The sequence below is a fragment of the Reyranella soli genome, from assembly GCF_007992495.1.
GTDB lineage: Bacteria > Pseudomonadota > Alphaproteobacteria > Reyranellales > Reyranellaceae > Reyranella > Reyranella soli.
This window is the reverse complement of the sequence record NZ_BKAJ01000068.1, coordinates 11,476-37,061: the sequence shown is the minus strand read 5'-3', so window position 1 is coordinate 37,061 and position 25,586 is coordinate 11,476. Positions and strand designations below refer to the sequence as shown.

At 64.5% G+C, this 25,586-nt stretch carries 23 protein-coding genes and 1 pseudogene; 14 read left to right on the top strand and 10 right to left on the bottom strand.

Features of this window, described 5'->3' with window-relative positions:
- Window positions 1-70: 70 nt before the first annotated feature.
- Window positions 71-1,465, top strand: a complete 1,395-nt coding sequence (locus tag RSO01_RS18930) for an MFS transporter (RefSeq protein WP_170303181.1) — start codon at window positions 71-73, stop codon at window positions 1,463-1,465.
- Here RSO01_RS18930 and RSO01_RS18925 read toward each other — a convergent pair.
- Window positions 1,462-2,229: a gamma-glutamyl-gamma-aminobutyrate hydrolase family protein gene (locus RSO01_RS18925; RefSeq protein WP_147150748.1), complete on the bottom strand. Its 768-nt coding sequence runs from the start codon at window positions 2,227-2,229 to the stop codon at window positions 1,462-1,464. The genes RSO01_RS18930 and RSO01_RS18925 overlap by 4 nt on opposite strands.
- Window positions 2,230-2,321: 92 nt before the next feature.
- Window positions 2,322-3,314: a nucleoside hydrolase gene (locus RSO01_RS18920; protein WP_218037383.1), complete on the bottom strand. Its 993-nt coding sequence runs from the start codon at window positions 3,312-3,314 to the stop codon at window positions 2,322-2,324.
- Between the two features lie 38 nt (window positions 3,315-3,352).
- Between RSO01_RS18920 and RSO01_RS18915 the strand changes: the two genes are divergently transcribed.
- The 3 genes from RSO01_RS18915 to RSO01_RS18905 all read left to right on the top strand — a co-directional run bounded on the left by RSO01_RS18915 (window position 3,353) and on the right by RSO01_RS18905 (window position 5,562).
- Window positions 3,353-3,757, top strand: coding sequence for a nuclear transport factor 2 family protein (locus tag RSO01_RS18915; RefSeq protein ID WP_147150746.1), 405 nt, complete (start codon window positions 3,353-3,355; stop codon window positions 3,755-3,757).
- Window positions 3,758-3,873: 116 nt separating this feature from the next.
- Complete coding sequence (locus tag RSO01_RS18910) at window positions 3,874-5,163, top strand: alginate O-acetyltransferase AlgX-related protein (protein WP_147150744.1); 1,290 nt, start codon at window positions 3,874-3,876, stop codon at window positions 5,161-5,163.
- A gap of 87 nt (window positions 5,164-5,250) precedes the next feature.
- Window positions 5,251-5,562 carry a putative quinol monooxygenase gene (locus RSO01_RS18905; protein ID WP_246158560.1) on the top strand — a complete coding sequence of 104 codons (312 nt, stop codon included), beginning with the start codon at window positions 5,251-5,253 and terminating at the stop codon, window positions 5,560-5,562.
- A 220-nt stretch (window positions 5,563-5,782) separates the two neighbouring features.
- On the opposite strand, the gene RSO01_RS18900 is transcribed toward RSO01_RS18905, so the two are convergent.
- Together RSO01_RS18900 and rpmE are read right to left on the bottom strand one after the other, a co-directional pair.
- Complete coding sequence (locus RSO01_RS18900; protein ID WP_147150742.1) at window positions 5,783-7,816, bottom strand: molybdopterin-containing oxidoreductase family protein; 2,034 nt, start codon at window positions 7,814-7,816, stop codon at window positions 5,783-5,785.
- Between the two features lie 150 nt (window positions 7,817-7,966).
- A pseudogene (gene rpmE / locus RSO01_RS18895) lies at window positions 7,967-8,179 on the bottom strand (50S ribosomal protein L31); the annotation flags it as partial.
- A 143-nt stretch (window positions 8,180-8,322) separates the two neighbouring features.
- Between rpmE and cyaY the strand changes: the two are divergent.
- The 3 genes from cyaY (at window position 8,323) to RSO01_RS47365 (ending at window position 10,695) form a co-directional block, all read left to right on the top strand.
- Complete coding sequence (gene cyaY / locus RSO01_RS18890) at window positions 8,323-8,628, top strand: iron donor protein CyaY (protein ID WP_147150738.1); 306 nt, start codon at window positions 8,323-8,325, stop codon at window positions 8,626-8,628.
- Entirely contained in the window at window positions 8,625-10,379 is a 1,755-nt protein-coding gene (locus RSO01_RS18885; protein ID WP_246158559.1) for an ABC transporter transmembrane domain-containing protein, read from the top strand. Before cyaY ends, RSO01_RS18885 begins: the two co-directional genes overlap by 4 nt.
- Before the next feature lie 169 nt (window positions 10,380-10,548).
- Complete coding sequence (locus RSO01_RS47365; protein WP_170303179.1) at window positions 10,549-10,695, top strand: hypothetical protein; 147 nt, start codon at window positions 10,549-10,551, stop codon at window positions 10,693-10,695.
- A 3-nt stretch (window positions 10,696-10,698) separates the two neighbouring features.
- Here the strand turns inward: RSO01_RS47365 and RSO01_RS18880 are convergent, their stop codons facing one another.
- The 5 genes from RSO01_RS18880 to RSO01_RS18860 all read right to left on the bottom strand — a co-directional run bounded on the left by RSO01_RS18880 (window position 10,699) and on the right by RSO01_RS18860 (window position 18,222).
- On the bottom strand, window positions 10,699-12,579 hold the full coding sequence (locus RSO01_RS18880) for a glycoside hydrolase family 15 protein (protein WP_147150735.1): 1,881 nt from the start codon (window positions 12,577-12,579) through the stop codon (window positions 10,699-10,701).
- Between the two features lie 417 nt (window positions 12,580-12,996).
- The gene (locus RSO01_RS18875) at window positions 12,997-13,707 is read right to left on the bottom strand and encodes an alpha/beta fold hydrolase (RefSeq protein ID WP_147150733.1); all 711 of its coding nucleotides are present in this window, start codon (window positions 13,705-13,707) and stop codon (window positions 12,997-12,999) included.
- The gene (locus RSO01_RS18870; protein ID WP_246158557.1) at window positions 13,694-14,272 is read right to left on the bottom strand and encodes a DoxX family protein; all 579 of its coding nucleotides are present in this window, start codon (window positions 14,270-14,272) and stop codon (window positions 13,694-13,696) included. The genes RSO01_RS18875 and RSO01_RS18870 overlap by 14 nt, the downstream gene beginning before the upstream one ends.
- Window positions 14,232-15,086, bottom strand: coding sequence for an alpha/beta fold hydrolase (locus RSO01_RS18865; RefSeq protein WP_147150732.1), 855 nt, complete (start codon window positions 15,084-15,086; stop codon window positions 14,232-14,234). Before RSO01_RS18865 ends, RSO01_RS18870 begins: the two co-directional genes overlap by 41 nt.
- Before the next feature lie 265 nt (window positions 15,087-15,351).
- Window positions 15,352-18,222: an ATP-binding protein gene (locus RSO01_RS18860; RefSeq protein ID WP_147150731.1), complete on the bottom strand. Its 2,871-nt coding sequence runs from the start codon at window positions 18,220-18,222 to the stop codon at window positions 15,352-15,354.
- A gap of 290 nt (window positions 18,223-18,512) precedes the next feature.
- Between RSO01_RS18860 and RSO01_RS18855 the strand changes: the two genes are divergently transcribed.
- The 5 genes from RSO01_RS18855 to RSO01_RS18835 all read left to right on the top strand — a co-directional run bounded on the left by RSO01_RS18855 (window position 18,513) and on the right by RSO01_RS18835 (window position 22,932).
- Window positions 18,513-20,183, top strand: coding sequence for an ATP-binding protein (locus tag RSO01_RS18855; RefSeq protein ID WP_147150729.1), 1,671 nt, complete (start codon window positions 18,513-18,515; stop codon window positions 20,181-20,183).
- A 2-nt stretch (window positions 20,184-20,185) separates the two neighbouring features.
- A complete protein-coding gene (locus RSO01_RS18850; protein WP_147150727.1) occupies window positions 20,186-20,806 on the top strand; it encodes a response regulator transcription factor in 621 nt (206 codons plus the stop codon).
- 207 nt (window positions 20,807-21,013) lie between these two features.
- A complete protein-coding gene (locus RSO01_RS18845; protein WP_147150725.1) occupies window positions 21,014-21,391 on the top strand; it encodes a response regulator transcription factor in 378 nt (125 codons plus the stop codon).
- A 103-nt stretch (window positions 21,392-21,494) separates the two neighbouring features.
- Window positions 21,495-22,031, top strand: a complete 537-nt coding sequence (locus tag RSO01_RS18840) for a sigma factor (RefSeq protein WP_147150723.1) — start codon at window positions 21,495-21,497, stop codon at window positions 22,029-22,031.
- A 1-nt stretch (window position 22,032) separates the two neighbouring features.
- Window positions 22,033-22,932, top strand: a complete 900-nt coding sequence (locus RSO01_RS18835) for a LysR family transcriptional regulator (protein WP_147150721.1) — start codon at window positions 22,033-22,035, stop codon at window positions 22,930-22,932.
- On the opposite strand, the gene RSO01_RS18830 is transcribed toward RSO01_RS18835, so the two are convergent.
- On the bottom strand, window positions 22,922-23,323 hold the full coding sequence (locus RSO01_RS18830) for a hypothetical protein (RefSeq protein WP_147150719.1): 402 nt from the start codon (window positions 23,321-23,323) through the stop codon (window positions 22,922-22,924). The genes RSO01_RS18835 and RSO01_RS18830 overlap by 11 nt on opposite strands.
- A 203-nt stretch (window positions 23,324-23,526) precedes the next feature.
- Between RSO01_RS18830 and RSO01_RS18825 the strand changes: the two genes are divergently transcribed.
- Both RSO01_RS18825 and RSO01_RS18820 read left to right on the top strand, forming a co-directional pair.
- On the top strand, window positions 23,527-24,111 hold the full coding sequence (locus RSO01_RS18825) for a YkgB family protein (protein WP_147150718.1): 585 nt from the start codon (window positions 23,527-23,529) through the stop codon (window positions 24,109-24,111).
- A 14-nt stretch (window positions 24,112-24,125) separates the two neighbouring features.
- Window positions 24,126-25,535, top strand: coding sequence for an FAD-dependent oxidoreductase (locus RSO01_RS18820; protein WP_147150717.1), 1,410 nt, complete (start codon window positions 24,126-24,128; stop codon window positions 25,533-25,535).
- Window positions 25,536-25,586: the final 51 nt, after the last annotated feature.

Below are 25,586 nucleotides of genomic sequence, written 5' to 3'. Positions count from 1 at the left end.
TCACGCCCAGATGAGGTATGAGCCTTGGTCGTTTGACCCCATGCCATGGACATGGTCAGTCGACCCCGAAATGTCGGAGGAAACGGTCGAGACCGGCTGGAACGCGTTGCTGCGTCCGGCCTGGCTGCCGGCGGTGGCGGTTCTGGTGGGCGGCGTGCTGCTGCATTCCATGAACGTGCTGATGCTGGCCACGGTGCTGCCGAGCGTCGTCGACAATCTCGGCGGCGCCATGCTGATGAGCTGGACGTCCAGCGCCTTCCTCGCTTCGTCGATCGTGGCGGCGACCTGCACCGGCTACCTGACCTCGATCCTGGGCGCGCGCACGGTGTTCTGCACCGGGGCCGCGATCTTCGGCGTGGGCGCGCTCACCTGCGCGCTGGCGCCGACCATGGGCCAGGTCGTGGCCGGCCGCTTCGTCCAGGGTTTCGGCGGCGGCCTTTTGACCGCCATGGCCTACGTCCTGGTGCGCAGCACCTTTCCTGAGCATCTGTGGGCAAGGGGCTTCGCCCTGCTGTCGGGCGCCTGGAGCATGTCAATCCTGGTCGGACCGTTGGTCGGCGGCCTGTTCGCCCGCTACGGCGACTGGCGCGGTGCGTTCTTCGCCGTGACGGCGATGGCCGTCGTCCTGGTGGTGGTGGCGCGCCGCGCCCTGCCGCTCAGCGCCACCAGCGGCGCCAGCGCGCGCGTGCCCGGCCTGCGCGTGCTGCTGATCTGCGGCGCGATCGCTTCCATGTCGCTGATGGCGATCGCGCCCGGCGTGCCAACCAAGCTGCTGCTGCTCGCCGGCGCCATCGCCGCCCTGGTGGTGACGTTGAGGATCGATCGTCGCGCTGCGCAACCGCTGCTGCCGACCGATGCCTTCTCGTTTGGCAGCCTGACGGGCATGGGCCTGTGGCTTTCCCTGCTCGTTGCCGTCTCCTACAGCCCGTTGCAGATTTTCGTCGCGATCTTCCTGCAATCCCTGCACGGGCTCGACCCGCTTCAAGCCGGCTACATGGTGGCCGGCGCCTCGTTCGGCTGGACGGGCATGTCGCTCGTCGTCGCCGGCACGCCGGAACAACGCAGCGATAGGCTGCTGGTCGCGGGTCCGCTGATGATGGCGCTGGGCCTGGCCGGCGTCGCCCTGTTGATGCCGCTGAAGCCGGCGCCGATCGTCTTTCCGGCGATCGCCCTTGTCGGCGCCGGCATCGGCGCGTGCTGGGCATTCATCGCCCAGAGGGTCATGAGCGGTGCACGGGCGGGCGAGGAGAATCTCGCCGCCTCCTCGATTGCCACCGTGCAGCAGACCGGCTTCGCCCTGGGCGCGGCCCTTTCGGGGCTCGCCGCCAACGCCGCCGGCCTGTCGGCCGGATTGACCCGTACCGACGTCGCCGCGGCAGCGTTCTGGGTGCCGATGAGCTTCGTGCTGGCAGCACTCGCCGCCGTCGTCGCGGGTTTGAGGCTGGTGTCGCTCAGGCAGCGCTAGCGCTGATGAAGGGCGGCGCCGAAGGCCTGGAAGAGCGCGCGGTTGATGGGGTTGCTTTGCGGGTCGTATTCGGCGTGCCATTGGACGCCGAGTGCGAAGCAGGGCGCGTCGGCGATGCGGATCGCCTCGATCGTGCCGTCCTCGGCGATGCCCTCGACGACGACGCGCTCGCCTGGCTCGAGGATGCCCTGGCCATGCAGCGAGTTCACGCGGATCGAATCGCGACCTAAAAGCTTCGCGAAGGCGCCGTCCTTGGCCAGCCGCACCTCGTGGCGATCAGCGAACACCACTTCCGGATCGGGATGGATCTCACCGTTCTCCAGCCGCGGCATGCGATGGTTCATGCGGCCGGGGATGTCGCGGATCTCCGGGTGCAGCGTGCCGCCGAAGGCCACGTTCATCTCCTGCAGGCCGCGGCAGATGCCGAACAACGGGATGCCGCGCTCGACGCAGGCCTTGATCAGCGACAGCGCCATGGCGTCGCGATGGTGGTCGTAGGGCTCGTGCCGCGGATCGGGCTCGACGCCGAAGCAGGTCGGATGGACGTTGGCGCGCGCCCCGGTCAGCAGGACGCCGTCGACCGCACCCAGCAGGGCGTCGACGTCAGTGATGTCCGGCGTGCCGGCGAACATCAGGGGCAGAGCGCCCGCGACCTCCGCGATCGCGCGCATGTTGCGCTGCCCCACGAGCTGTACGTTGTGCCGGTCGTTCACGACCGAGGCGTTGCCGATAACGCCGACCACCGGTTTCGCCTTGCCTGCCATTCCCTCTCGCCGAAAGTTCCTGTCTGCCGGCAGCTAAGCTCATTTCGTGCCAAGGGAAAAGAAAATCGCCTGCACGGCAGCCATAGGAAAAATCATCCTCTGGGTGGCGACCAGGTAAGGGATGCCTCAACCAGCGCCGCAAGGCGGTCCAGCCGCGCCTCTTCGACCACGGTCACCGTCGGGGTACCGACCCGGCCGGACGGGTCGATCACCGTCATGCCCCGGGTGAGGCCGGGCGCCAGCGCCACCCCGATCGAAGCCCGCAGCGCCCTGGTGACGATCGAGGGTTCCACCACGACCGCCGCAGCCAGGGGATCGATCAGGAACAGGCGGTCGCCCTTGCCCTCGCGCACGTGCCGGGTTCGGTCGTGCGCCATCAGGCCCCGGACGAAGGCCTTGTAGTCGCTCTCGGGTGCCGCCTCGAGCATGCGATCGAGGTCGCTGCCGGCCAGGAAATGGCTGAGGCACGGCTCCCAGGGAACGACTGTGGTGTCGAGGCCGGCGCTCAGCACGATGGCCGCCGCTTCGGGATCGCAGAAGATGTTGAACTCGGCGGCCGGCGTGACGTTGCCACGGCCGTACAGTGTGCCGCCCATGACCGTGAGGCGCCCGATGCCCTTCGCGATCCCCGGCGTGCGCCGGAGCGCCAGCGCGAGGTTGGTGAGCGGCCCGACCATCAGGAGATCGACGGGATCAGCCGCGGCGGCCGCCGCCGACAGCGTGGCGGTGAGGAACTGCACGGCGTCCCAGCCGGCAAGGTCGCGGGTCTCGGCCGGCCGGGGCGCGCCGCCCAGGCCGTCCTCGCCGTGGACGTGACGGGCATCGATGCGCGTCTCCACCAGCGGCTGGGCGGCGCCGGCATGCACCTCGATGTGGACGCCGGCGGTGGCGAGGATGGCGAGCACGTTCTCCGTCGCCGCCTCGAGGCTCACGTTGCCGTACACCGTCGTGATGGCACACGGCGCGCGGCCGGCGGCGATCAGCATCAGCAGCGCCTGGGCGTCGTCGACGCCGCCGTCGGTATCGAGGATCAGTCGGTTTGCCATGGCCATGTAGGGTCCGAACTCCGCCAGACGATGCATCATCGCCCAACTAGGTCTCGCTCATCCAGAAGGAGAAGACGATGAGCGATGTGGACATTCAGGATTTCGTCAGCCGCTTTGCCGCCGCCTGGGCGGCGCGCGATCCCGAGGCTTTCCTGGCGCTGTGGCATCCCGACGGGATCCTGCGGTCGCCGTTCTACGATCGCCCGGTCACGGGCAAAGAGCTAGGGCGCCTTACCGAACTGGTGCGCGAGACGGCGCCCGATCACGTCTGGCAGCTGCTGGACTGGGCCGCGCGTGGCGACGTCGTGATCGTCGAATGGCAGGCCACCCGCACGGCCGGCGGCAAGCGGATCGACTGGCGCGGCGTCGACAAGTTCCGCCTGCGCGATGGGCGGATCGCCGAGGAGACGGTCTACATGGACACCGCGGCCCTCAGGGCAATGCGCGGCGTGGCTTGGCCCGAGCCGCTTATACGGCTGTAGCCGCGATGCGGAGCGCCTTCACGAAGTTGAGAGCGCCTCGCGCGTGGCCTATCATCATGTGATCATCTCTTTGCCGCGGGAGACGGCGGTGCACGGCCGGGGAGAGCGAAAAAGACATGAGCCGTCGTAAGCGCTGGGTGTTCGGCACCCTGTTCGGCGTCATCCTCATTGCCGCCAGCCTGGTGGGCATCGAGATCCTGTCCTCATTCTATGTACCGGCCTGGCCCGCGCGGGCCATGAACCCGCGCGAGCCCGCGTCGGTCCGTCATCTGGCGACTCCCTTCAAGAACCAGCCTTGGCTCGCCGATCCCGACAATTCCTGGGGCATGCGCGACAGCGAGCGGACGATCGAAAAACCGCCAGGAGCCTGGCGCGCGATCTTCGTCGGCGACAGCTTCGTCGATTCGCGCTTCACGCCATTGTCGTTGCCGGCGGCGGTGCAGCAGCGCACAGAGCCCAGCCACAAAATCGAGGCGGTTAACTTCGGCGTCGCAGCCACCGACCCGCGCAGCTATTACTATCGTATCCGCGACGTGGCGGTGGAGCTGCAGCCCGATGCGGTGCTGCTCTTTATCTATGCCGGCAACGACTTCATGGCCCCCAACAGCGGCTACTCGATCTTGCCGAACTGGGTCGACGAATCGCCGGGCGGAGCGCTGCTCGGCCTTATCATGCCGCGGACCAACTGGCTGGTGGTGAACCGCCTCGACCTCGCGGCTTTCTTCCAGTCGCGCATCAAGGCGCCGCCCCGCGACGACGAGATGCTGTACGCCGCGATCATCTCGCCGCCCGAGGAGCGGCAGAAGCGCATCATTTCGTACGTGAAAACCTACGTCTATCCCGACCTGCCCGAAGAAAAGATCGCCGAGATCCTGTCGCGCGGCGACAACCGCTTCTTCAACATCGCCCTGCCGCAGAAGGAAGGCGAGCAGGAATATCTGCTGGACTGGATGTTCGGCACGCTCATGAGTTGGGAGGCGCGCGACTTCGATGTGGCGAGAAGCCGGGAGGATGCCAAGCGAAAGGCGGACAACAAGAGCGTCGAAGCGACGTTCTCCTGGATCGAAGCCACCGACCGTGTGCTGCGCAAGCGCGGCGTGCCATTGTCGGTATTCTTGGTGCCGATGGGCAGTGTCGATCCGGAATATGTCGAGTTCTGGAAGCCGTGGCCACGCGCGTACAGCTGGAATTACGTCTGCGACGAGTGGCATGCCCAGCTCGCCGCCGCGCTCGACAAGGCCGGCATCCGCCATGTCGACCTGCGTCCCACGCTCGATGGCATCCCAGGCACCTATCGCAAGATGGATGGTCACTGGACCCAGAAGGGCGAAGCCCTCGTCGCCGACCGGATCAAGGCGGAACTGGAAGCGCTGCGCGGCGGTCGTCCGATCGCCAAGGCGCCGTAGGCGTTCGACGTGAGTTCGACCGGCGCCGAAGCGACGGCGTCGATGCGAGGCCTATGGTTCCGTCGTCAACAACCGACGGAGAAAGCCATGACCGATCTTCACAGCCTCAAGGATGGTCTCGTCGTCACCGCGTTCTGGGAGGCCAAGCCCGACGAGGTCGACGCCGTGCAGGGGATCGTGCGCCAGTTCCTGCCGCAGGCCCAGCGCGAGCCCGGCGTGAAGGCGTTCCAGATCCACCAGTCGACCAGCGAGCCGCACAAGTTCTTCTTCTACGAGGTCTTCAAGGACGAGGCGGCCTTCGCTAACCATCAACAGACCGATCACTTCAAGACGCTGATCGTGGGCCAGGCGGTGCCAAAGCTCGCCAAGCGCGAGCGCACACAGCATCGGTTTGTGTAATCGGCTGGGGGCGCGCCACTCCAGTGGCGCGTCATGGAGACGCCAGAACCAACACAACCTCACCCTGAGGAGCATCGCGAAGCGATGCGTCTCGAAGGGTGGGAACCAGTTGTGCTGTAGCCCACCCTTCGAGACGCGGCCCGCTGGGCCGCTCCTCAGGGTGAGGTTAGCGAGTTGCTCGGTTGGTCATGACGTGCCACCGGAGTGGCGCGCCCCCGCACTATGCCGTCCACTTGCCGACATCGAGCCAGGTGCTCTGGTACGTCGCACCTTCGCCCATGTCGGTGTAGCGGTCGGAGCAGAGCATGTTGATGGTGCCGGACACGGCCTCGCCGGTGGGCCGCTGTCCGGGCACCAGCACGACGCCGGGCTGGATGTCGTCGCCCACCTGCAGCATCAGCCCGATCGCGCCGCGATCGTTGAACAGGCGCACTTCGTCGCCGTTCTTGAGGCCGCGCTTGCCGGCATCCTCAGGATGCAGCACGCAGAACGGCTTGCCTTCGCGCTGGCGCAGGAAGCCCACGCCCGAGAACGCCGTGTGCGCCTGGAAATAGCCCGGCGCCGTCAGCAGGCGCAGCGGCCACTTGGCGGCCTCGGCCACTTCGGCAGGATCCTCGTTCCAGTCGGGCAGGGGCGAGACGCCCTGCTTGGCGAGCTGCTCGGAATAGAATTCGAGCTTGCCCGACGGCGTCTTGAACTGCTGGCCCTTGAATTCGTGCGCGATATGGATCGGCTCGCCGGCGAACAGCTTCTCCGGATCGGCGGCGGCCGCAGGACCGGTCGCGCCCTTGAACAGCTCCTTGGCCGCGTCCTGCGGTGCGAGCGTGAAGATGCGGTCGCTGAGTCCCATGCGCCCGGCGAGCGCCTGCGCCACATCGAAGTTCGACCGTGCCTCGCCCTGCGGCTTGGCGGCCTGGCGGCCCCACTGCATCCAGTAGGCGCCGTAGGCGCGATAGAGATCGTCGGTCTCGAGGTAGCTTGCCGCCGGCAGCACGATGTCAGCGTACTTCGCGGTGTCGGTCATGAAGGGATCGTGCACCACAGTGAACAGGTCCTCGCGTAAAAGGCCCTTCTGCACCTTGTGGACCTCGGGGCAGGTCACGGCGGGATTGTTGGCCGCCACGTAGAGCGCGCGGATCGGCGGGTCCTGCATGTTCAGAAGCTCTTCGCCCAGCCGCAGGTGATTGACGTTGCGCGTCGCGGCCAGCCCCGACGGCTTGCGCACGGCGGCGTAGTTGAGATCGCACGACGCTGCCGTCAGCAGCAGCGCACCGCCGCCCTTCACGGCGTAGTGGCCCGAGACGCCAGGCAGCAGCGCCACGGTGCGGAGTGCCTGGCCGCCGTGGGTGAGGCGGGTCATGCCTTCGCCCAGCCGGATCAGCGCGGCCTTGGCCTTGCCGTACATCGCCGCAAGCTTCTCGATGTCGGTGACGGCCAGGCCCGTGATCTCGGCGACGCGCTGCGGCGGGAACTTCGGCAGGATCTCCCGCTCGACCTTGTCGAAGCCCAGCGTGTGTTGGGCGATGTAGTCGCGATTTGCGAGCTTGTCGCGCACCAGGATGTGCATGATGCCCAGCGCCAGCGCGGCATCGGTGCCGATGCGGATCGGCAGATAGAGGTCGGCGGCCTTGGCGCTGCGGGTGCGGCGCGGATCGATCACCACGATCGGCACGCCGCGCTTCTTCCTCTGCTCCTCGGCGAGCGCCCAGAAATGCACGTTGGTGGCGGCGAGATCGGCGCCCCACGAGATCACCAGGTCGGAATGGACGACATCCTCGGGGTCGGCGCCGCCGACCGAGCCGACGGTCACGTCCCACGCCGTCTCGCAGCAGGTATCGCACACCGTGCCGGCCTGCAGGCGCGAGGCGCCCAGCGCATGGAACAGGCCGTTCACCAGCCCTCGATTCATCAGGCCCTGGTGGGCGGAGTAGGCGTAGCCCAGCAGCGCCAGCGGGCCGCTCTCGGCGATGATCGCCTTCCACTTGGCGGAGATCTCGTCGAGCGCCTCGTCCCAGGTGATCGGCTTGAACTGGCCCGAGCCTTTCGGGCCGGTGCGCTTCAGCGGCGTCTTGATGCGCTCGGGCGAATTGACGAGGTCGGCGTCGCGATTGACCTTCCCGCAGGCGAATCCCGCCGTGTACGGATGGTCCGGATCGCCCTGCACGCGCACGACCTTGCCGTCCTCGACATGGGCGATGAGCGAGCACATGTCGGGACAATCGTGCGCACAGACGACTCGAACTTCGCTCTTCACCACACCGTCTCCCCAAAAATGGAAGACGGAGTGTAACAGAGGCGGCGAAGAAGCCCGGACTTACTTCTTCTTGGCTGCGCCCTTAGCTGGGGTCGCTTCCGGCTTGGCGCCGCTCGACTTGGTGCCCGCGCCGACGCCGCCTTCCGCGGAGCCGGTCATGCCGAAGCGGTCCTTGAAGCGCTGCACGCGGCCGCCGCGATCGACGGACTGGCGCACGCCGGTCCAGGCCGGGTGGGTCTTGGGATCGATGTCGAGGCGCAGCGTGGCGCCTTCCTTGCCCCAGGTCGACTTGGTCTCGAAGGACGAACCGTCGGTCATCACCACGGTGATCTTGTGGTAGTCGGGGTGGGTCTTCTCTTTCATGAACAATCTCCAGCGCATAAGGGCCGATTGCCGACCGGCCGGCGCGATTAAGGCGGCGGGTATACAGGCGGGGGCGGCGGAGGACAAGCCCGAGCAGAAGCCGGTTGTCCGCGGCCAAACGGGCCTGTAGACCGACCGGGCCAATGAGCGACTCTGCCTTCGAAAGCCTGGCCGACAGCCTTCTAGCCGCCCTCGAGGAGGGTATCGGCGCCCATGCCGATGCCGAACTGCAGGGCGGGATCCTGACGGTCGACGGACATGACGGCACCTGGGTCGTGAATAAACATGCACCAACCCGGCAGATTTGGCTGAGTTCGCCCCAGAGCGGGGCGCGGCATTACGCCTTCGACGCGGCCTCGAGCCAGTGGAAGGACACCCGTGGCGGTCCCGACCTTTTAGCCCACCTGTCGGCCGAGCTGGGCGTTTCGCTGGAATGGCGGCCGTCATGAACCGGTTTGGCGGCCTGAGGCTTCTCGGACCGTACCTGCGGCCCTATCGCGGCCGGACCGTCCTGGCCGTCTTTTCCTTGCTGATCGCCGCTGGCACCGTGCTGGCGTTCGGCGCCTGCCTGCGCGCCCTGATCGACCGCGGCTTTGCCCAGGGCCGGCCGGACATCCTGAACTACGCGCTCGCCTCGCTGATCGCCGTTGCCGTGGTGCTGGCGATCGCCTCGGGCGCGCGCTTCTACCTGGTGTCCTGGCTGGGCGAGCGCGTGGTCGGCGACCTGCGCCGCGACCTGTTCGCCCATGTCGTGCGGCTGGGACCGGCCTGGTTCGAGATCAAGCGCTCGGGCGACGTCATGAGCCGCATCTCGGCCGATGCCCAGCTCATCGAGCAGGTGATCGGCTCGTCGGCGTCGGTGGCGCTCCGGAATTCGCTGATGTGCGTGGGCGGCGTGGCGATGCTGGTGATCACCAATCCCAAGCTCGCCCTGCTGGTGCTGGCGGTCGTGCCGCTGGTGGTGGCGCCCATCATCCTGTTCGGCCGCAAGGTCCGCCGCCTGTCGCGCGAGGCGCAGGCGCGCATGGCCGACATGGTCTCGGAGGGCGGCGAGACGCTCGACGCCGTACGCACCGTGCAGGCGTTCGCCCAGGAAGAGCGCGCCACGCAGCGCTTCGGCGAGGCCACCGAGCGGGCCTTCGACGCGGCCCGCCGCCGGGTCGCCCAGCGCGCCATAATGACGACGCTGGTGATCTTCATCGTCTTCGCCGCCGTCGGCTTCCTGCTGTGGATGGGCGGCCACGACGTGCTGAGCGGGCGCATCAGCGCCGGCGACCTCACGGCCTTCGTCTTCTATGCCGTGCTGGTCGCGAGCTCGGGCGGCGCCATCAGCGAGACCATCGGTGACCTGCAGCGCGCCGCCGGCGCCGCCGAGCGCCTGGCCGAGCTCAGGGCCGAGCCGCCCGCTATCATCGAGGCTGCGAACCCCAAGTCTCTGCCTGTGCCGCTGCGTGGCGGCGTGCACTTCGAGAAGGTGTCGTTCCGCTATCCGACGCGGCAGGAGCAGCTGGCGCTCGACCGCTTCGATCTCAATGTCGTGCCAGGCGAGACCGTGGCCATCGTCGGCCCGTCGGGGGCGGGTAAGACCACTGTCTTCAACATGCTGCTGCGCTTCTACGATCCCGAGGCGGGGACGATCCGCATCGACGGCGTCGACATCCGCGACCTGCGCTTCGCCGACCTGCGCAGCGCGATGGCGATCGTGCCGCAGGAGCCGGTGCTGTTCACCGCCTCGGTGGCCGAGAACATCCGCTATGGCCGGCCCGACGCCAGCGACGCCGACGTGCGCGCCGCCGCAGAGACGGCCTCGGCGCTCAGGTTCATCGAGACCCTGCCGCAGGGCTTCGCCACCGACCTCGGCGCGCGCGGCGTGCGGCTCTCGGGCGGCCAGCGCCAGCGCATAGCCATCGCCCGCGCCGTGCTGCGCAATCCCGCCATCCTGCTGCTCGATGAGGCGACCAGCGCTCTCGATGCGGAAAGCGAGCTGGCCGTCCAGCAGGCCCTTGACCGGCTGATGAAAGGCCGCACCACCCTGGTGATCGCCCATCGCCTGGCGACCGTGCAGAAGGCGGACCGGATCGTCGTGGTCGACCACGGCCGGGTCGTCGATGTCGGCCGCCATGCCGACCTGGTCCGCCGCGACGGCCTTTATGCCCGGCTGGCCGAGCTGCAGTTCAACCTGTCTGCCGCGGCTGAATAACCTCCTTTAGTCGATTGAAAAACTTGAGGAAATGGCGTGCCACGCACTGAAACTTGCTCGGGTAAAGTTTTACTTTAAGAAACGAAGGAATTCCCTTGAATATCAGATAGATATTCCATAATCTTCAGCCATATTATTGACGCGTTTCGATCACCAAAGGGTTCCTCCCATGTATCTCCAGATTGAGTCGCAGAGGACCTTCCACCGTCCCGCCTACATCCGTTTGGCTGACTGGTGGCCGGCTGCCCTGATCGGCCTCGTTGCCCTGCTGAGCGGCCTTCCCGACGCCAACGCTGGAACGCTGCTGGGCCTCTGACGTCTACGTGAACTCTTCCAGCCGCTCCGAATAGACGATCCGCGACGCGGCCTCGATCAGCGCTAGGTGCGTGAAGGCTTGGGGGAAGTTCCCAAGGTGGCGGCCGGTGTCGACGTCGAACTCCTCGGCGTACAGCCCCAGCGGGGAGGCGATGCGCAGCAGCCGCTCCATCAGGTCGCGTGCTCGCTGAACCTCGCCGATGATCGTGAGCGCTGAGACGAGCCAGAACGAGCAGATCAGGAACGTGCCCTCCTTGCCTGACAGACCGTCGTCAGTTTCCTCAGTCCGATAGCGCAGCACGAATCCCTGCTCGCTGAGATTGTCGGCAATGGCCAGTACCGAGTTGCGCAACCGTTCGTCGTTGGCGGGAAGGAAGCCGACGATCCCCGCCAGCAGGGTCGAGGCGTCCAGCGCATCGGTGTCATAGTGCTGGCGCAGGACGCCTTTCTCGGTCAATCCGCGATCCAGGATATCGGCGCGGATCTCGTTGGCGATTGCCTGCCACTTCTTCGTCAGGTCGGGAGCACCCCGGATCTCCGCCAACCGGGCGGCGCGATCCAGGGCCACCCAGCTCATCAGCTTCGAGGAAACATAGTGCTGGGGCGCGCCGCGCGCCTCCCAGATACCCTGGTCCGGCTCATGCCACACCCGCGCGGCGCATTCCGCCTGCGACTGGACGATCGGCCACAGGCGGCGGGGCAGTCGCTGGCTGCGCCGCGTATGCAGCAGGATCGATCCCAGCACTGCGCCGAAGACGTCGTTCTGGCGCTGGTCGAACGCACCGTTGCCGATGCGTACCGGGCGCGCGCCGGCGTACCCGGACAGGTCGTCGCGTGTTGACTCGGTGAGATCGCGGCGGCCATCGATGCCGTACATGATCTGCAGCGCGCCGTCGTCGTTGGGCTTTAGGTCGGCGACGAATTCCATGAATTCATTGGCTTCCCAGTCGAGGTTCAGCCAGTGAAGCGCCTGCAGCGTGAACGTCGAATCGCGCATCCAGCTGTAGCGGTAGTCCCAGTTGCGCTCGCCGCCGGGCGTTTCGGGAAGGGAAGTCGTCAGCGCGGCGACCGTGGCCCCTGTCGGCAGGTAGGTGAGCCCCTTGATGACGAGCGCCGACCGCATGATGAGGGATCGCCAGCGGTGATCGGGAATCCGAGCGCGGCCGATCCAGGTGCGCCAGAAGCGTGTCGTTGCCGTCATGCGGGCGTTGGCGTCGTCGATGGTGACGGGGGAGACAAGCCCATCGGCCCAGGACAGCGAGCAATACATCTCCTCGCCGGTGCTGAGCGTGTGGCGGCCACGAACGCTATCGCCCTCGATGCCGAGACGAATGCTGCTCTGTAGGCGAATCTTCTGGTCGCCGGCGACGGCATCGGCCGATCGACCGTCGTCGCCAGAGAGCGTCCACGCTGCCGATGTCCTGCCGTATTCGAAGACCGGCTCGCAGTAGAGCTCGATCTCGACCTGGCCCTCGATGCACTGCACAGTGCGGACGAGCATGTGATCGGCACCGTCGTCGGCCGGCGGTCGGGTGTACGGTGTCACGCGGTCCTCGCCAGTGCGCGGCCCCATGGTGAGCGCGTCGCGCACCACCACCCATCCGCCGCGCGTGTTCCACGTCGTGACGAGCGTATTGGTTCCCGGCTCATAGGTGCGAGAGTTGGGAACGATCGCGCCGAAGGGAGCCAGCCGAAAGCTGCCGGCCTGGCGGTCGAGCAAGGCTGCGAACACGCTGGGCGAATCGAACCGCGGCACGCAGAGCCAGTCAACCGATCCGTCCGGGGCGACGAGCGCGCCGGTATGGCAGTTCGACAGGAACGCGTAATCGGCGATCGCGGGGAACGGGGAGGGAGCGGCCGCGCTTTGTGCTGCAGGCTCGCTCATGACATCCGCAGCCTGTTCCGTCGATCGATCCCGAGCATGGTGTTCTCCCCAGCCTTATCGTTTCGGTCTTTGTTCGTGAAAGCAAGTCGGCGCTCTTGCTCGGAGTCAAGCCTGCCTTTAGCGGGATTTTGTCCCTGCGACCACCGGCCATGGCCGGCGTAGTCACTTGTCGATGGAGCTATCGGCACCGACGCTCGTGTCGTTGCTTGATCTCACGCGGTCGAATCCGCTCGTCTGCGGTGCCTTGCTGACCCTGCGCTTCTGGAATGAAGCGAAGGCAGCGGTCCGGCGGCTTGCGGCAAGCGCGCGTAGCAGAAGTATCTCCTCATCAACCGTACGCGGGAGAGCAGCACCCATGACGCCTCGCAGCTAACTCGTTCATCGACGCTGCCGATTCAGCGACAACGGACTCTGCTTCTAAGTACCCGGACGGGGTGCCGAACTGGTTACAGCCTGGAGAATCATTTCGACGACCAATTCTGGCGCGGTAACCAATGGCGTATGGTCGATCCTTTCCGACCGAATCTGCGCCCCCATCCGTTGCGCCAGGAACAGCTGTGTAGCCGGGTTGATCATGCGATCTTCCTGAGCAATCAGATACCACGAGGGCATTGTCTTCCACGCCGGCCGCGGTGCCTTTTCCTGAATGCAGGCGAGGGCTATCGGACGCTGCGTTGCGGCGAAGAGCGCAGCTTGCTCGGGTGAAGCGTGCTGGCAGAAGGCGGTGCCGAATGCGTCATTGGGCAGCCAGAGGTAACCATGCCTATCAGGAGCCAGTTGCGGCGCGTCCGGGGGCGGCTTCTCGCGATAGAATACCTCGCCAACCGTTTCGCCTTCGTCTGGGCTCAGAGCCGCAATGAAGACAAGCGACCGAACTCTTTCATTGACGCTCGCCCCAACCACGGCCCCGGCATAGGCATGCGCAACAAGGACCACCGGCCCGTCGGTCCGCTCCAGTGCGCGCTCAAGCGCAGCGACGTCATCCGATAACGACGTCAGCGGGATTGGCGCCGCCAGGACGCCCACTCCCCTGGCCTGCAGCAGCCTGATGACGTGGGCCCAGCTGGAACCGTCAGCCCACGCGCCGTGAACGAGCACGACGCTGAGGCTTGCCTTAGATCCGCTCATGCTCATTCGCCCCTTTCGCTGGTCGACGTTTCAAATAGCCATCCACGGAGAGGGGCCCTGCACCTCCGAGGCAGAGTGCGAGGAGCCCCGCGATGTACAGCAAATCCGTCTCATAGCCGGGCTGGCCGAAGTGCGCGCCCGACGTGTCATAGGACATGAGCTTGATCGAGCTGAACCCGTTGGGAAGATGGACGGTGAAGATTGCAACAAGAAGCACCGCGATCATTGGCACCGCAGCAATAGGCACAAGGGCGCCAGCGAGGATCAATAGTCCACCGACGATCTCGACGATGATCGCGGCCCAACCCAACAAGTCGGCAAACGGCACGCCAATGGCGTGCAGTATCGCGATGAATCCGTCCGGTCCACGGGAAAGCTTTGCGTAGCCATGCTGCACAAAGCCGAACCCGACGACCAGTCGGAGCGGCAGTGCAAACCAGCCCGTGTCGACCGGAAGCGGAGCCATGCCGAATCTGACGAGAAGGGAAGTGAAGCCGATACCGGCCATTTCATCCTCGATAGAGTCAGCGGACAAGGAAGTCGCGGATGGCAGCAGCGATTTCATCGGCATGCGTCTCCAGCGCGAAGTGCCCAGTGTCGAAGAAGCGAACGATTGCTTCGGGAATGTCGCGCTTGAAGGCCTCCGCACCCGGCGGCAGGAAAAACGGATCGTTCTTGCCCCACACGGCGAGGAGTGGCGGCCTGTGGGTGCGGAAGTAGTTCTGGAAGGTCGGATAGAGGGCGACGTTGCTCTTGTAGTCGCCGAACAGATCCAGCTGGATCTCGTCGGCGCCGGGGCGCGCGAGATAGAAGTTATCGAGGGCCTGACCGTCCGGAGATACCTTGGTCTCGTCGGTCACGCCATGTGTGTATTGCCAGCGCGTTGTTTGCGGAGAGAGGAAGGCTCGGAGCGCCTTCCGATTGGTGTTCGACGGCTCTTGCCAATAGGCCCGGATCGGAGTCCAGCCCTCGCTCAGCCCCTCTTCGTAGGCATTGCCGTTCTGCGAGATGATCGCGGTGATCCGATCCGGATGCTTTGCAGCGATCCGAAAGCCTGTCGGCGCGCCGTAGTCGAAAACGTACATCGCGAAACGCTTCAAGCCGATGATCTCAGTGAAGCGGTCGATGACGCCGGCGATATGGTCGAAAGTGTAGCTGAAACTGCTCCGCGCCGGCATGTCCGACTGGCCGAAGCCCGGCAGGTCGGGCGCGAAGATGTGGAAGCTATCGGCGAGCAGCGGGATGAGATCCCGGAACATGTGGCTTGCGCTCGGAAAGCCATGGAGCAGCAGCAGCGCCGGCGCGTCGACCCGGCCAGCCTCCCGGTAGAATACCTTCAGGCCGTCGACGTCAGCGTTGCTGTACTTGATGGTGGTCATGAACGGTTCCCTTCGTTCCTGCGAGCGGAATAACCCTTTCCAGAGCGGCGCGATGCCCGGAGGTATCCGGCGTGATGTGACGAACTATCTTTCGGGGCGCGTCTCGGTTTGGTTACACGGGCACGCCGCAGCCCACGAATTTTTTCGCCCGCAGCCGGCAGGTCGGCCTGCCATCGCACGCCCCCACGTGTTCAACCGCGGGAATAGCGTTCATTCCGACCTGGAATTCGCCTTGCCGGTTCGACCGGCTTGCGACGCTTTTCCGCTATCGATGAGCTGCCAACCACTCTCTCGCAGTCAGCAGGTCCGCCGTCGCGAAACCTTCAGTGAACTGGTCAACCACTGATTGGAGAATCGTGCGGGACTCGTGCCGTCGATCGCCCCGCGATTTCAAGTACCGGGCAAGGCTTGTCGCGGTTCGCAATTCCCACGATCTTGCGCCCTGCTTGCGTGCTAGCCGCAGTGCGTGCCGCAGCTGCCGCTCCGCCGTATCGCTCCCATCCTGAGCCTGGGTGATCAGGATCTCGCTCCGAATGCGCAGCAACTCCGGGACATACCAATATTCTCCGTCGTTTTCTGCGTGCGTGAGAGCTGATGCGAGAACGTCCAGCGCGCGCACAACCTCACCTGTGCCGGCCAATGCCCTGGCCAGCGCAATCTGGAACTCCGGCTGACGACTCCCGACTCTGCCCAGGACAGGTAACGCGCTGGACAGCACTGCAATACCCGCGCTGAAGTCTTCTTGCTCTACGAGCAATGTCCCCCGCAGGCACTGGGACCAACTTTGATAGAAGGGCAGGTGATTCTCATTTGCGACGCTGGTGCATGCGTCCAGTGCCCGTTCGGCGGCGGCGACGTTGCCAGTCAGGCATGCCAATGGAAATGCGGCGAGGGCATGAGCGTAACACTGAGACAGCCCGTAGCCCAATTTTGCCGCGTCTGTGCAGCAGGCTTCCGCGGTGGTTGCGGCCTTGTCGGGGTAACCCAGCAGCCAAAGGACGCGCGTTAGTATGGCGCCCGCCAGCACTCCTTGGTCATATTGAAACCAAACCGTCCGAGGATGACCAGGCTCGGCCTCCAGTTTCAAAACCTGCTCAAGATAAAGACGAGCTGTCGCCTGCTCGCCGTGATAATGCGAGCTATGGCCGGCCAGCCGGTTCGCCGCCACGATGGCCGACCTGTCTCCAAGCCGCATGGCCAGCTGATGGAACTTCCTCGCCGTGTGCAGTGCTTTCGCATATTCGCGGCTATTGGAGTGATAGTCCCAAATGGCCCACAATGCCCTCAGTCGAGCCGCGTCATCTTCAGACGAGTCGGCAATTGCCAGTGCCTTCTCCAACGATGCCTGAGTGTCCTCGACGAGCCCGGTCGTATGAACAACCGCAATGGAATGCGCGATGTAGAGCTGCATGAGCTGCTCGGAAGTCAAAGCCGACGCCTGGTCCAGGCGACTTAAGGCGGTTTCCACCCGCGCACGGCATTCGGTCATCAGAGACATGTAGAGCCAGGTTCGTGTGTAGGCTGCCGTTATTTCGAGTCCGGTCCGCAAATCTCCACCCGGAGAGAAGCACCAGTCCAGGGCGGAGCGTACGTTGTGGATTTCTTCGGTCCTCGGCGCTCCGTCGTCATTTGGACTCTCTGCCGCCACCTGACTTACGGCCGATTGCGGCCGCACGATGGCGTTCCGAACATACAGGGCATGTCGCTGTGCTGCAGTGTGGGCCTCTCCGCTCTCGCTGAGTCTCTTATAGGCATAGTCCCTGGTGGTCTCGAGCAGTCTGTAGGCGACGACAGCAGCGGTCTCATCCACGTTCAGGAGTGACTTTTCAACGAGGCCGCTTACGCCGTCGATGACGGACGAGCTGGTTTGCCGACCAGCCAAAATCTCTATCGCTGCCGCGATGGAAAACCCGCCGGGAAGGACCGACAACCATCTCAATAGCAGCTGCTCATCAGCGGGCAGCAGTTGATAGCTCCAATCGAACGTCGCGCGGAGCGTCCGATGTCGTGGGAGTGCCGTGCGGCGCCCGCTTGTCAGCAGCGCAAAGCGATCGCGCAAGGCTGCGGCGACCTGGTCGATCCCAAGTGTTGCGGCCCGGGCCGCCGCGAACTCGATGGCGAGCGGTATGCCGTCGAGGTGGCGACAGATTGCTGCAATCGCCGGCAGGCTCTCGGCGTGAGCCGAGAAGTCCGAACCGAGCTCTTTGGCTCTTGCGATGAAGAGCTCCGGTGCGCTGTGGCTCAGAATCTGGCCCGCATCGAGTTGCTCGTCCGGCGGCACTTCGAGTGGCGGCACGCGATAGGCATACTCGCCCTCGATCCGCAAGACTTCGCGGCTCGTTGCCAGGACTGTGGCGAGAGGGCACAACCGCATGAGTGCCTCGGCCAGCGTTGCCGTCGCGTCGATGACGTGCTCGCAATTGTCGAGAACCAGCAGAAGCCTTTTCCCGGCGATCGCCCGGGCGACAGCTTCAGCGGTGATCGTCTTGGACCCAAGCTTCAGCCCGAGCGCCCCCGCCACAGCAGACGGCACCAGGTGCGGGTCGGACAGCGACGCCAGCTCGACAAGCCATCCGCCGTCGGCAAACTCGCCGAGGACACGGCGGGCTGTCTCAAGGGCGAGCGTGGTCTTTCCAATGCCGCCGGGGCCCGTCAGGGTCACGACGCGGTAGGCCGAAACGAGATCCTGCAACCTCTGCATGGCTGCCGATCGGCCAATGGGGCGCGCGATGGTTGCCGGGAAGTTGGTCGCCGGAGCCGCCCCGGTAAGCCGTGTCTGCTGGAGCAAGCCCGGCGGTTTGGCCTCGTCATGATGCCTGATGGTCCACGCGCCGAGGAGACGATAGCCGCGGCGCGACTCGGTCTTCAGCAAGCTTCGATACGGGCCAAGCGCCCTGCGCACGGCGGCTGTGTGAACCTGCAGCGTGTTTTCCGTGACAATGGCGCCCGGCCAAACGCGGTTCATCAACTCGTCCTTGGTGACGAGTTCGCCGGCCGACCGGACCAGAACCTCGATGATCTCGAAGGCGCGCCCACCGACAGGTACCGGCGATCCGAGAACCCGAAGCTCGCGGCGAGCGAGGTCAATCTCGCACCCGCCCGAGGCGTAAACCGGTCGAATGCCTTCAGCAAGCATGCAACGGCCCCTGATTGCAGGACTATGCCTTTGGGATGACCCAGCGCGGCGGCTCGCTTCAGAACTTTTCAGAAAATACCCCAAGATTCTCGATCGCTCGCACGTCAATCTATCATGTCCAATCTGACCCGCCTGACCGGAGAAGCGGTCCTGGTCGACGTCCAATGCCTTCAGAAAGCCGTTGGAAACCAATGCCTTGATGTGTCGAGAGGAGCCTCTCGGAATGAACGCGGCGGCAAATGCGGCTCGAGGCCGCCGACCTGCAACGGACGGCTGCAGACAATAGATAGATGGCCGCGATTGAGAGCTCTGCGATGAAGCTTGAGAACGAAACGGCTGAGTTGGAGCTGATCGCAAAGGCGTTTCAGGCCATTGCGAAAGAGATCAGCTATGGAGGTCTGGCTGACGCTCTTCTCAAGACTGCGCTCAGGCACTCCGGAGCCGTTCGAGGTGCGGTGCTGTTGAGCGAGGGAGGCGAACTGCTCGCCAAGGCCGATGCCACCTTTCCTCGTGAAAAGGCCAAGGTCTTTGCCTCACAACCCTCCGTGCGCGAATTCCAGTTGCCGGACGACCTCAGCGAAAGAGTGTTTATGCGCCAGGAAACCGTCGTCAGAGATGACAGCCGGAAAGGGGCCGCCCTGATTGATCGCGCAGAATGCCCAACGGGGCCGAACGTAACCGTCTTGTGCCAGCCTCTGATTCATCAAGGGCAGACAGTCGGCGCTCTCTATCTGGAATCGGAGGCCGCGCCGGCGCTTTTCACGCCGAGATGCCTCTCGGTGATGTCGATGCTGGCTTCGCAGGCTGCTGTATCCTTTGAATCCGCGCAGCTTTTTGAAGCACTCCGCGAGACCAACATGTGGATGGTCAGGGGCCAGCAGATCGGCCGCATGGGCAGCTACCGATGGAACACACGGACCCTGCTGTCGCGGGCATCGCGCGAATGCTACCGCATTTTTGACATCGGCCTGGACATCAACCCCGTGCCGTTCGAGACATTTAGAGCCTGCGTACATCCCGACGACCTTCCTGATTTGGAGAAGGCCCTCGCAGGGGCGGTCAGCGCGAAGTCGCCCTTCAGCCACGAATACAGGGTCGTCCATCGAGACGGGACGATCTTGCACGTCGTTGCAGTAGGACAATTCGATCTTAGTCCGGCCGGCGACGTTGAATTGGAAGGCATAATCACCGACGTCACCGAGCAGAAGGTATCGGAGCAGGCAGTTGCAGACGCACGTGCCGCACTTGCGCGAGCCGCGCGTCTGGCATCACTCGGGGAACTCGCCGGGTCGATCATTCACGAAGTCAATCAGCCGTTGACCGCGATCAGAGCGAGCGCCGACGCCTGTCTGCGATGGCTCGCCCGGGAGCCTGCCGACACGGACGAAGCGCGCAGGTCCGCCCTGCGTGTCGTCGAACAGAGCCGGAGGGCAACCAACGTCGTTGGCGGCCTCAGGTCGTTGGTGCGCGACTCGCATCTGCGGTTCGCCGACGTCCATGTCAACGAGACTATCGAGGAGGTCCTTGTCCTCTTGAAGAGGGAGCTTGAACTCGCCGGTGTCGCCCTGAAGACCGCCTTCGACGAAACGCTGCCGCCTATAGAGGCGGATCGAGTGCAGCTTCAACAGGTCGTCCTCAACCTCGTGCGCAACGCCGTCGAAGCGATGGCCAGCGTCGACGGCGTCCGCGCCCTCAGTATCTCATCGAGGGTTGCCGACGGTCACGTCTCTGTGTCGATCGCTGACACCGGCGTGGGCGTCGATCCCGCCAGCGCGGAGCATCTGTTCGCTGCACTCTACACGACAAAGGGCGAAGGACTTGGCCTGGGCTTATCGATCTGCCGCAAGATTGTCGTTGCCCATGGAGGGCGCCTATGGGCGGAGAAAAACACCACGCACGGCGCAACATTCACTTTCACTCTGCCTGCTCGCCAGTTCCGCCGATTGTCAGGGAGCAACTGAGGATGTCGTCGGCGTTCGTTCATATCGTCGACGATGACAAGGCGGTCCGGGAGTCACTGGGAGACTTGCTGCGGTCAATGAACTATCGGACGACGCTTCACGGCTCCGCTTCGGAATTTCTCGATGTCGCGTTGCCCGACGCGCCCGCCTGCCTCGTGCTCGACATTCGGCTGCCGGGCACGAGCGGTTTGGAGCTTCAGGAGTATCTGACACGCGTAAATATCCGGCTGCCCGTCATCCTGATAACCGGCTTCGGCGACATTCCCATGTCGGTGAAAGGCATGAGGGCGGGCGCGGTCGATTTTCTCACAAAGCCGATACGAGATCAGGACCTCCTTGATGCCGTGGCGGCTGCGATTCGAATGGATCAGCACCGGCGTCAGGAGGTCGTGCAGATTGCCGAGTTGCAGAAGCAGTATGCGCTGCTGACGCTCCGCGAGCAGCAAGTGGTGGAACACGTTGCGTCCGGCCTCATGAACAAGCAAATCGCGATCGAACTGTCGATCAGCGAAGTTACCGTGAAGATGCATCGCCGCAGCGCCAAGCGAAAGCTGGGGGCGAAATCCGTAGCAACGCTCGTTCGCATGGTCGGGGTGCTCCACGCTCAGAAGCGAGGCGGCTGAGACCCATACGAAGGTATGTGCCCAAACGTCACTTTCGAGAGATTGTGACGGTGCGTCGGCCAGCGCATTGTTCGGACGTATCGCGACGCCATGGCCACCAAGTGGCTCCTACCTTCCCCAGGAACAGGACACGATGATCGTTGCCGCGCGTCTGCACGTCACCCAGCCTCGCCGCGAATGCAAGTTTGTCCCGCGCGGCCACATCCGATGAGGCGCCCTCTCGTCGCGATCGTCGACGATGACGAGGCCCTGTGCGCTTCCCTGGTGGATCTGATGCGATCTGTCGGCTATCGCGCCGAGTCGTTCTTCGCGGCCGAAACGCTCCTGACCTCGCCCAACCGGCCCTTTTTCGACTGCATCATCGCTGACGTCCGCATGCCCGGGATGAGTGGACTCGACCTGGTGCGGAAGCTCAAGGAAGAGGGCGCCAGCGTGCCTGTCATCATGGTCACCGCCTTGCCAGACAGGCAATTGGACGATCAGGCGATCTCCGTCGGAGCCCAATATCTCCTCGGAAAACCGATCGAGACTCAGACCTTGCTTGATTGCATTGAAAGGAGCCTCTCCAGTGAACGCGCCCGATGATGCCCCCTCAGCCGGCGACGTTGCAGGTCGTCCACGGCGGAGCGCCCGAATAGCATCGCGATTCGGCAATTGGCAAAGCCGTTCGGAGCAATGGGGCTGTCTCATGGCGGCGGCGCAAGGTGGCGAAAGCCATGCCTATGACCAGTTGCTGCGGGAGTTGGACGGCTGGCTGCGCCGCTACTATGGGCGCCGGCTTCCCGGCCCGGCAGCCGAAGATGCACGGCAAGACACGCTTCTCGCCATTCATGCCAAACGACATGCGTACGAGCCCTCGAGGCCGTTTGGACCGTGGGTCGCGGCGATAGCCCGATACAAGTGGATCGACCATGTTCGGGATGCTTCCAGGTTCGCGGCCCTGTCGCTGCACGACGACATGCCGATGAAGGATCATGGTGAAACGGCAATAAGCGCGATTACAGTGGACGACCTGCTGAAACGACTGACGCCCGCGCAAGCCAGCGTGATCCGCCTTGTGAAGCTCCAGGGGGCCAGCATCGAAACGGCCTCCGGCGCGACCGGCCAATCCGCAGCTCTCGTCAAGGTCAACATCCATCGCGGTCTCAGGAAGCTGGTGGCATTGGCCGCTTGCGATAGCTCCTACTCGATCTCGGGCGGCAATTTTGCGGATCGCGGTGACTGACATGGATCGTTTGGGTGCAATGGAGACGTTTGTTCGCGTCGTGGAGACGAGGTCGTTCTCTGCGGCGGCGCGGGATCTCAGGGTCGGCCAGCCGGCAGTATCCAAATCCATCGCGCAGCTCGAAGAGCGGTTCGGTGTTCGGCTGGTGATGCGGTCCACACGAGGGCTGGCCATGACCGAGGCCGGACAGCATTTCTACGAACGCGCGCGCAAGATCGTCGATGACGCGCACGATGCCGCCGTCGCCCTGTCAGGCGCAGGAGACGGCGTCTGCGGGCGCCTGCGCGTCAGTGCCGGCGTGACGATCTCCCGGCTCCATATCGTGCCTCGGCTGCCTGACTTCCTCGACCAGCATCCCCATCTTTCACTCGACTTGGTGCTGAGCGACCGTCCAGGCGATCTCATCCAGGATGGCGTCGATGTGTGCCTCCGCACGGGCATGCTGGACGATTCATCCGTCATCGCGCGCAAGATCGCGACATGTCGCCGCCTGGTCATCGGAACACCCGCCTTCTTCGAGCGTAATGGCGCTCTCCAAACGCCCGCTGACCTTTCTCGGCTCGCTGCCGTGGTCTACACGGAGGAGAGTGCGGGCGGGGGCGACGTGCATGGCTTTCGCCGGGGCGAGTCGGAGGTCGAGGTCAGGTTGTCTGGCCCGCTGCGCGTCAGTGCCGCCGAAGCCGTGCGGGCCGCCGTCCTGAGCGGACTGGGTTATGCGGTCGCGTCGGAATGGATGTTCGCGCCCGAGCTCGCCACAGGGGCGGTGCGCGCCGTTTTCGCTGACTGGCTGCTGCCGCCGCTCGACTGCTGGGCCTTGTTCCCGGCAGGGCGGCTGATGACGGCAAAGGCGCGAGCGTTCGCGAATTTCGTCCAGGCCGAGCTCGGCAAAACTAAAGGTTAGGCTTGGCGATGTTCTCTGCACCGTGACCGACCGTGAACGGGAGTTCTCCCTCGTATCTGTCGTCGCTGCCTTCGGGGCACATCGTCCAGCGCACGATGTAGTTGCCCGGAGCCGGAGTCCGGATCCTGGCGAACAGCACATTGGGCGCAGTCTCCAGGCGAAAATGTATGGTCTCGATGATTTGGCCGTCGTGGATGAGGGAAAGCCACGACCTCGCGTGGCTGATGGGTCGATCGAAGCGCAGCATCAGCTCGGTGCCGCGTTCGTCGATCGTGACGCTTTGCAAGCCGATGGATGTTGCTTCATCCGGCTTGGCCCACTCGGCATGCGACTGAAGGGGCAGCAGGCAGAGGGCACCAACGGCAATGGCTCGAAGATAGCGAGCGGTCATGAGCGCCTCCGAAAGCAAGGTGAGAGGCGGCAAGTTAGACGCGACTGAGCGTGAGCATAGGCGGCCCGACGGCATAGAACATATTCCACGTCGGAAGGCGCCACCTTCATTCCCAAAGGGAATAATTTCTATCCGTTCGAATGGCCTGCCGCCCTCGAGGGATCGGCCGCATCGTGCGCATGGATCCTTTGACGGAGAGTCGCATGCAAGAGGTCAAGGTCGAAGCCTCCTTCGGCAGTCCACGAGAGTCGACGACAGCGGGCGATGCCCTGCTGAATATTCCCATCAGCCTGCTGGCAAGGGGATTGACCAGTCTCGGCCTGATGAGACGGGACCTCGATTATCACCTGCTGCGCGCCTCGATGGTGCTCATCTTCCTCCTGTTCGGCTACCAGAAGTGGTTCGAATACGAGGCCCAGGTGCTGATCCCGTTCATCAACAACGGACCGCTCATATCGTGGATGTATCCCGTCTTCGGCGTGCGCGGCGCGAGCTGGTTCCTGGGCGTGTCGGAATGGCTGTTCGGTGGGCTGCTGTTCCTCGGGTTCTGGAACAAGCGGCTGGGCATTCTAGGCGCTGCCGGGTCGTGCATCACCTTCCTGGCGACCGTCAGCATCATTCCTTTCATGCCGGACGGCTGGGCGCGTTCGGCCGGCGGTTTTCCAGCCATGGCGGGCAACGTGGCGTTCCTGATGAAGGACGTCGTCCTCCTTGCAGTGTCCTTCTATCTGCTGAAGCAAGACGTCCAGAGGGTGATGAAGCCGCAGCAAGCCGGCGCCCCTGTCTGATCGAGGAGGATGCGATGTCGCAAGCGGAACATTTCAAGACGTTGATTCTCGGCAGCGGACAAGGCGGCAAGCTCCTTGCCTGGCATCTGGCGCAGATGGGACAGCGGACGGCGGTGGTGGAGCGGCAGTGGGTAGGGGGCTCGTGCCCGAACGTGGCCTGCCTTCCCAGCAAGAACGAGATCTGGAGCGCCCGGATCGCCCACCTGGCAAGCCATGCCGCCGAATTCGGAACCATGAACGGGTCCGTCAAGACGGACATGGCGAAGGTGCGAAAGCGCAAGCGGACCATGGTCGACCGCGAGGTTTCTTTTCATCTGGATGCCTACAAGAGGAGCGGCGCGGAACTGATCATGGGAACCGGCCGGTTCGTGGCGCCGCGGACGATCGAGGTCCAATTGAACGGCGGCGGAACGCGCCTTCTTGCAAGCGACCAGGTCGTGCTGAATGTCGGAACGCATGCGGCCATCCCCGACATTCCCGACCTTGCTGCCGCCAGACCGCTGAGCCACGTCGAGGCACTGGAACTCGACTATGCGCCCTCGCACCTGGTCGTGCTCGGCGGCGGATATGTCGGCATCGAACTGGCCCAGGCGTATCGCCGATTCGGCAGCCGCGTCACCGTCGTTGAACCAGGCCCCCAGATCCTCAGCCGCGAAGACGCGGACGCAGCGGATGCTGTGCGGCGCCTCCTCTGCGATGAGGGCGTCGGCTTCCTGACATCCACCCAGGTGCTGAGGGTCGACGGACAGAGCGGAAAGAAGGTGACCGTCACTGCGCGCTCAGCTGCCGGCGAACGACAGATCGAGGCCAGCGACATACTGGTTGCCTCGGGTCGCATCCCGAACACCACCGGCATCGGTCTCGAGAAAGCCGGCATCGAGCTAGACGACCGCGGATACATTCGAGTGAACGAGCGGCTGGAAACGACCGCACCCGATGTCTGGGCCATCGGTGAATGCGCGGGCAGCCCTCAGTTCACTCACGTCTCGGTGGATGATTTTCGCATCGTCAGGGACAACCTGGCCGGCGGCACGCGCGGCACGCGGCATCGGCTTGTGCCCCATTGTTTGTTCACCGATCCGCCGCTTGCCCATGTCGGACTGAACGAACGTGAGGCCGAACGTCAAGGCATCACGGCGCGAGTCGCGAAGCTGCCAATGAGCGCCGTTTTGCGCACCGAAGCGACCGGGGAAACGCAGGGCTTCATGAAGGTCCTGATCGCTGAGGACGATGACCGCATCCTGGGCTTCACCATGCTCGGCTCGGAGGCAGGGGAGGTTATGACGGCCGTGCAGATGGCAATGTTGGCGAGGACGCCTTACCCGATCGTGCGCGATGCCGTCATTACGCATCTGACCTTCGCCGAGGGCCTTGGGGCACTGCTGTCGAACGTGGCGCCTCGGACAAAACTGGACGCTTTGTAAAAAGAAAGACCGAATGCCTGTAACCGAACCCGAACGACCCGCGAATTTGGT

Coding starts and splice junctions, on each gene's coding strand:
- RSO01_RS18930 (WP_170303181.1), top strand. CDS start 71: ATGTCGGAGGAAACGGTCGAGACCGGCTGGAACGCGTTGCTGCGTCCG.
- RSO01_RS18925 (WP_147150748.1), bottom strand. CDS start 2,229: ATGGCAGGCAAGGCGAAACCGGTGGTCGGCGTTATCGGCAACGCCTCG.
- RSO01_RS18920 (WP_218037383.1), bottom strand. CDS start 3,314: ATGATGCATCGTCTGGCGGAGTTCGGACCCTACATGGCCATGGCAAAC.
- RSO01_RS18915 (WP_147150746.1), top strand. CDS start 3,353: ATGAGCGATGTGGACATTCAGGATTTCGTCAGCCGCTTTGCCGCCGCC.
- RSO01_RS18910 (WP_147150744.1), top strand. CDS start 3,874: ATGAGCCGTCGTAAGCGCTGGGTGTTCGGCACCCTGTTCGGCGTCATC.
- RSO01_RS18905 (WP_246158560.1), top strand. CDS start 5,251: ATGACCGATCTTCACAGCCTCAAGGATGGTCTCGTCGTCACCGCGTTC.
- cyaY (WP_147150738.1), top strand. CDS start 8,323: ATGAGCGACTCTGCCTTCGAAAGCCTGGCCGACAGCCTTCTAGCCGCC.
- RSO01_RS18885 (WP_246158559.1), top strand. CDS start 8,625: ATGAACCGGTTTGGCGGCCTGAGGCTTCTCGGACCGTACCTGCGGCCC.
- RSO01_RS47365 (WP_170303179.1), top strand. CDS start 10,549: ATGTATCTCCAGATTGAGTCGCAGAGGACCTTCCACCGTCCCGCCTAC.
- RSO01_RS18880 (WP_147150735.1), bottom strand. CDS start 12,579: ATGAGCGAGCCTGCAGCACAAAGCGCGGCCGCTCCCTCCCCGTTCCCC.
- RSO01_RS18875 (WP_147150733.1), bottom strand. CDS start 13,707: ATGAGCGGATCTAAGGCAAGCCTCAGCGTCGTGCTCGTTCACGGCGCG.
- RSO01_RS18870 (WP_246158557.1), bottom strand. CDS start 14,272: ATGAAATCGCTGCTGCCATCCGCGACTTCCTTGTCCGCTGACTCTATC.
- RSO01_RS18865 (WP_147150732.1), bottom strand. CDS start 15,086: ATGACCACCATCAAGTACAGCAACGCTGACGTCGACGGCCTGAAGGTA.
- RSO01_RS18860 (WP_147150731.1), bottom strand. CDS start 18,222: ATGCTTGCTGAAGGCATTCGACCGGTTTACGCCTCGGGCGGGTGCGAG.
- RSO01_RS18855 (WP_147150729.1), top strand. CDS start 18,513: ATGGCCGCGATTGAGAGCTCTGCGATGAAGCTTGAGAACGAAACGGCT.
- RSO01_RS18850 (WP_147150727.1), top strand. CDS start 20,186: ATGTCGTCGGCGTTCGTTCATATCGTCGACGATGACAAGGCGGTCCGG.
- RSO01_RS18845 (WP_147150725.1), top strand. CDS start 21,014: ATGAGGCGCCCTCTCGTCGCGATCGTCGACGATGACGAGGCCCTGTGC.
- RSO01_RS18840 (WP_147150723.1), top strand. CDS start 21,495: ATGGCGGCGGCGCAAGGTGGCGAAAGCCATGCCTATGACCAGTTGCTG.
- RSO01_RS18835 (WP_147150721.1), top strand. CDS start 22,033: ATGGATCGTTTGGGTGCAATGGAGACGTTTGTTCGCGTCGTGGAGACG.
- RSO01_RS18830 (WP_147150719.1), bottom strand. CDS start 23,323: ATGACCGCTCGCTATCTTCGAGCCATTGCCGTTGGTGCCCTCTGCCTG.
- RSO01_RS18825 (WP_147150718.1), top strand. CDS start 23,527: ATGCAAGAGGTCAAGGTCGAAGCCTCCTTCGGCAGTCCACGAGAGTCG.
- RSO01_RS18820 (WP_147150717.1), top strand. CDS start 24,126: ATGTCGCAAGCGGAACATTTCAAGACGTTGATTCTCGGCAGCGGACAA.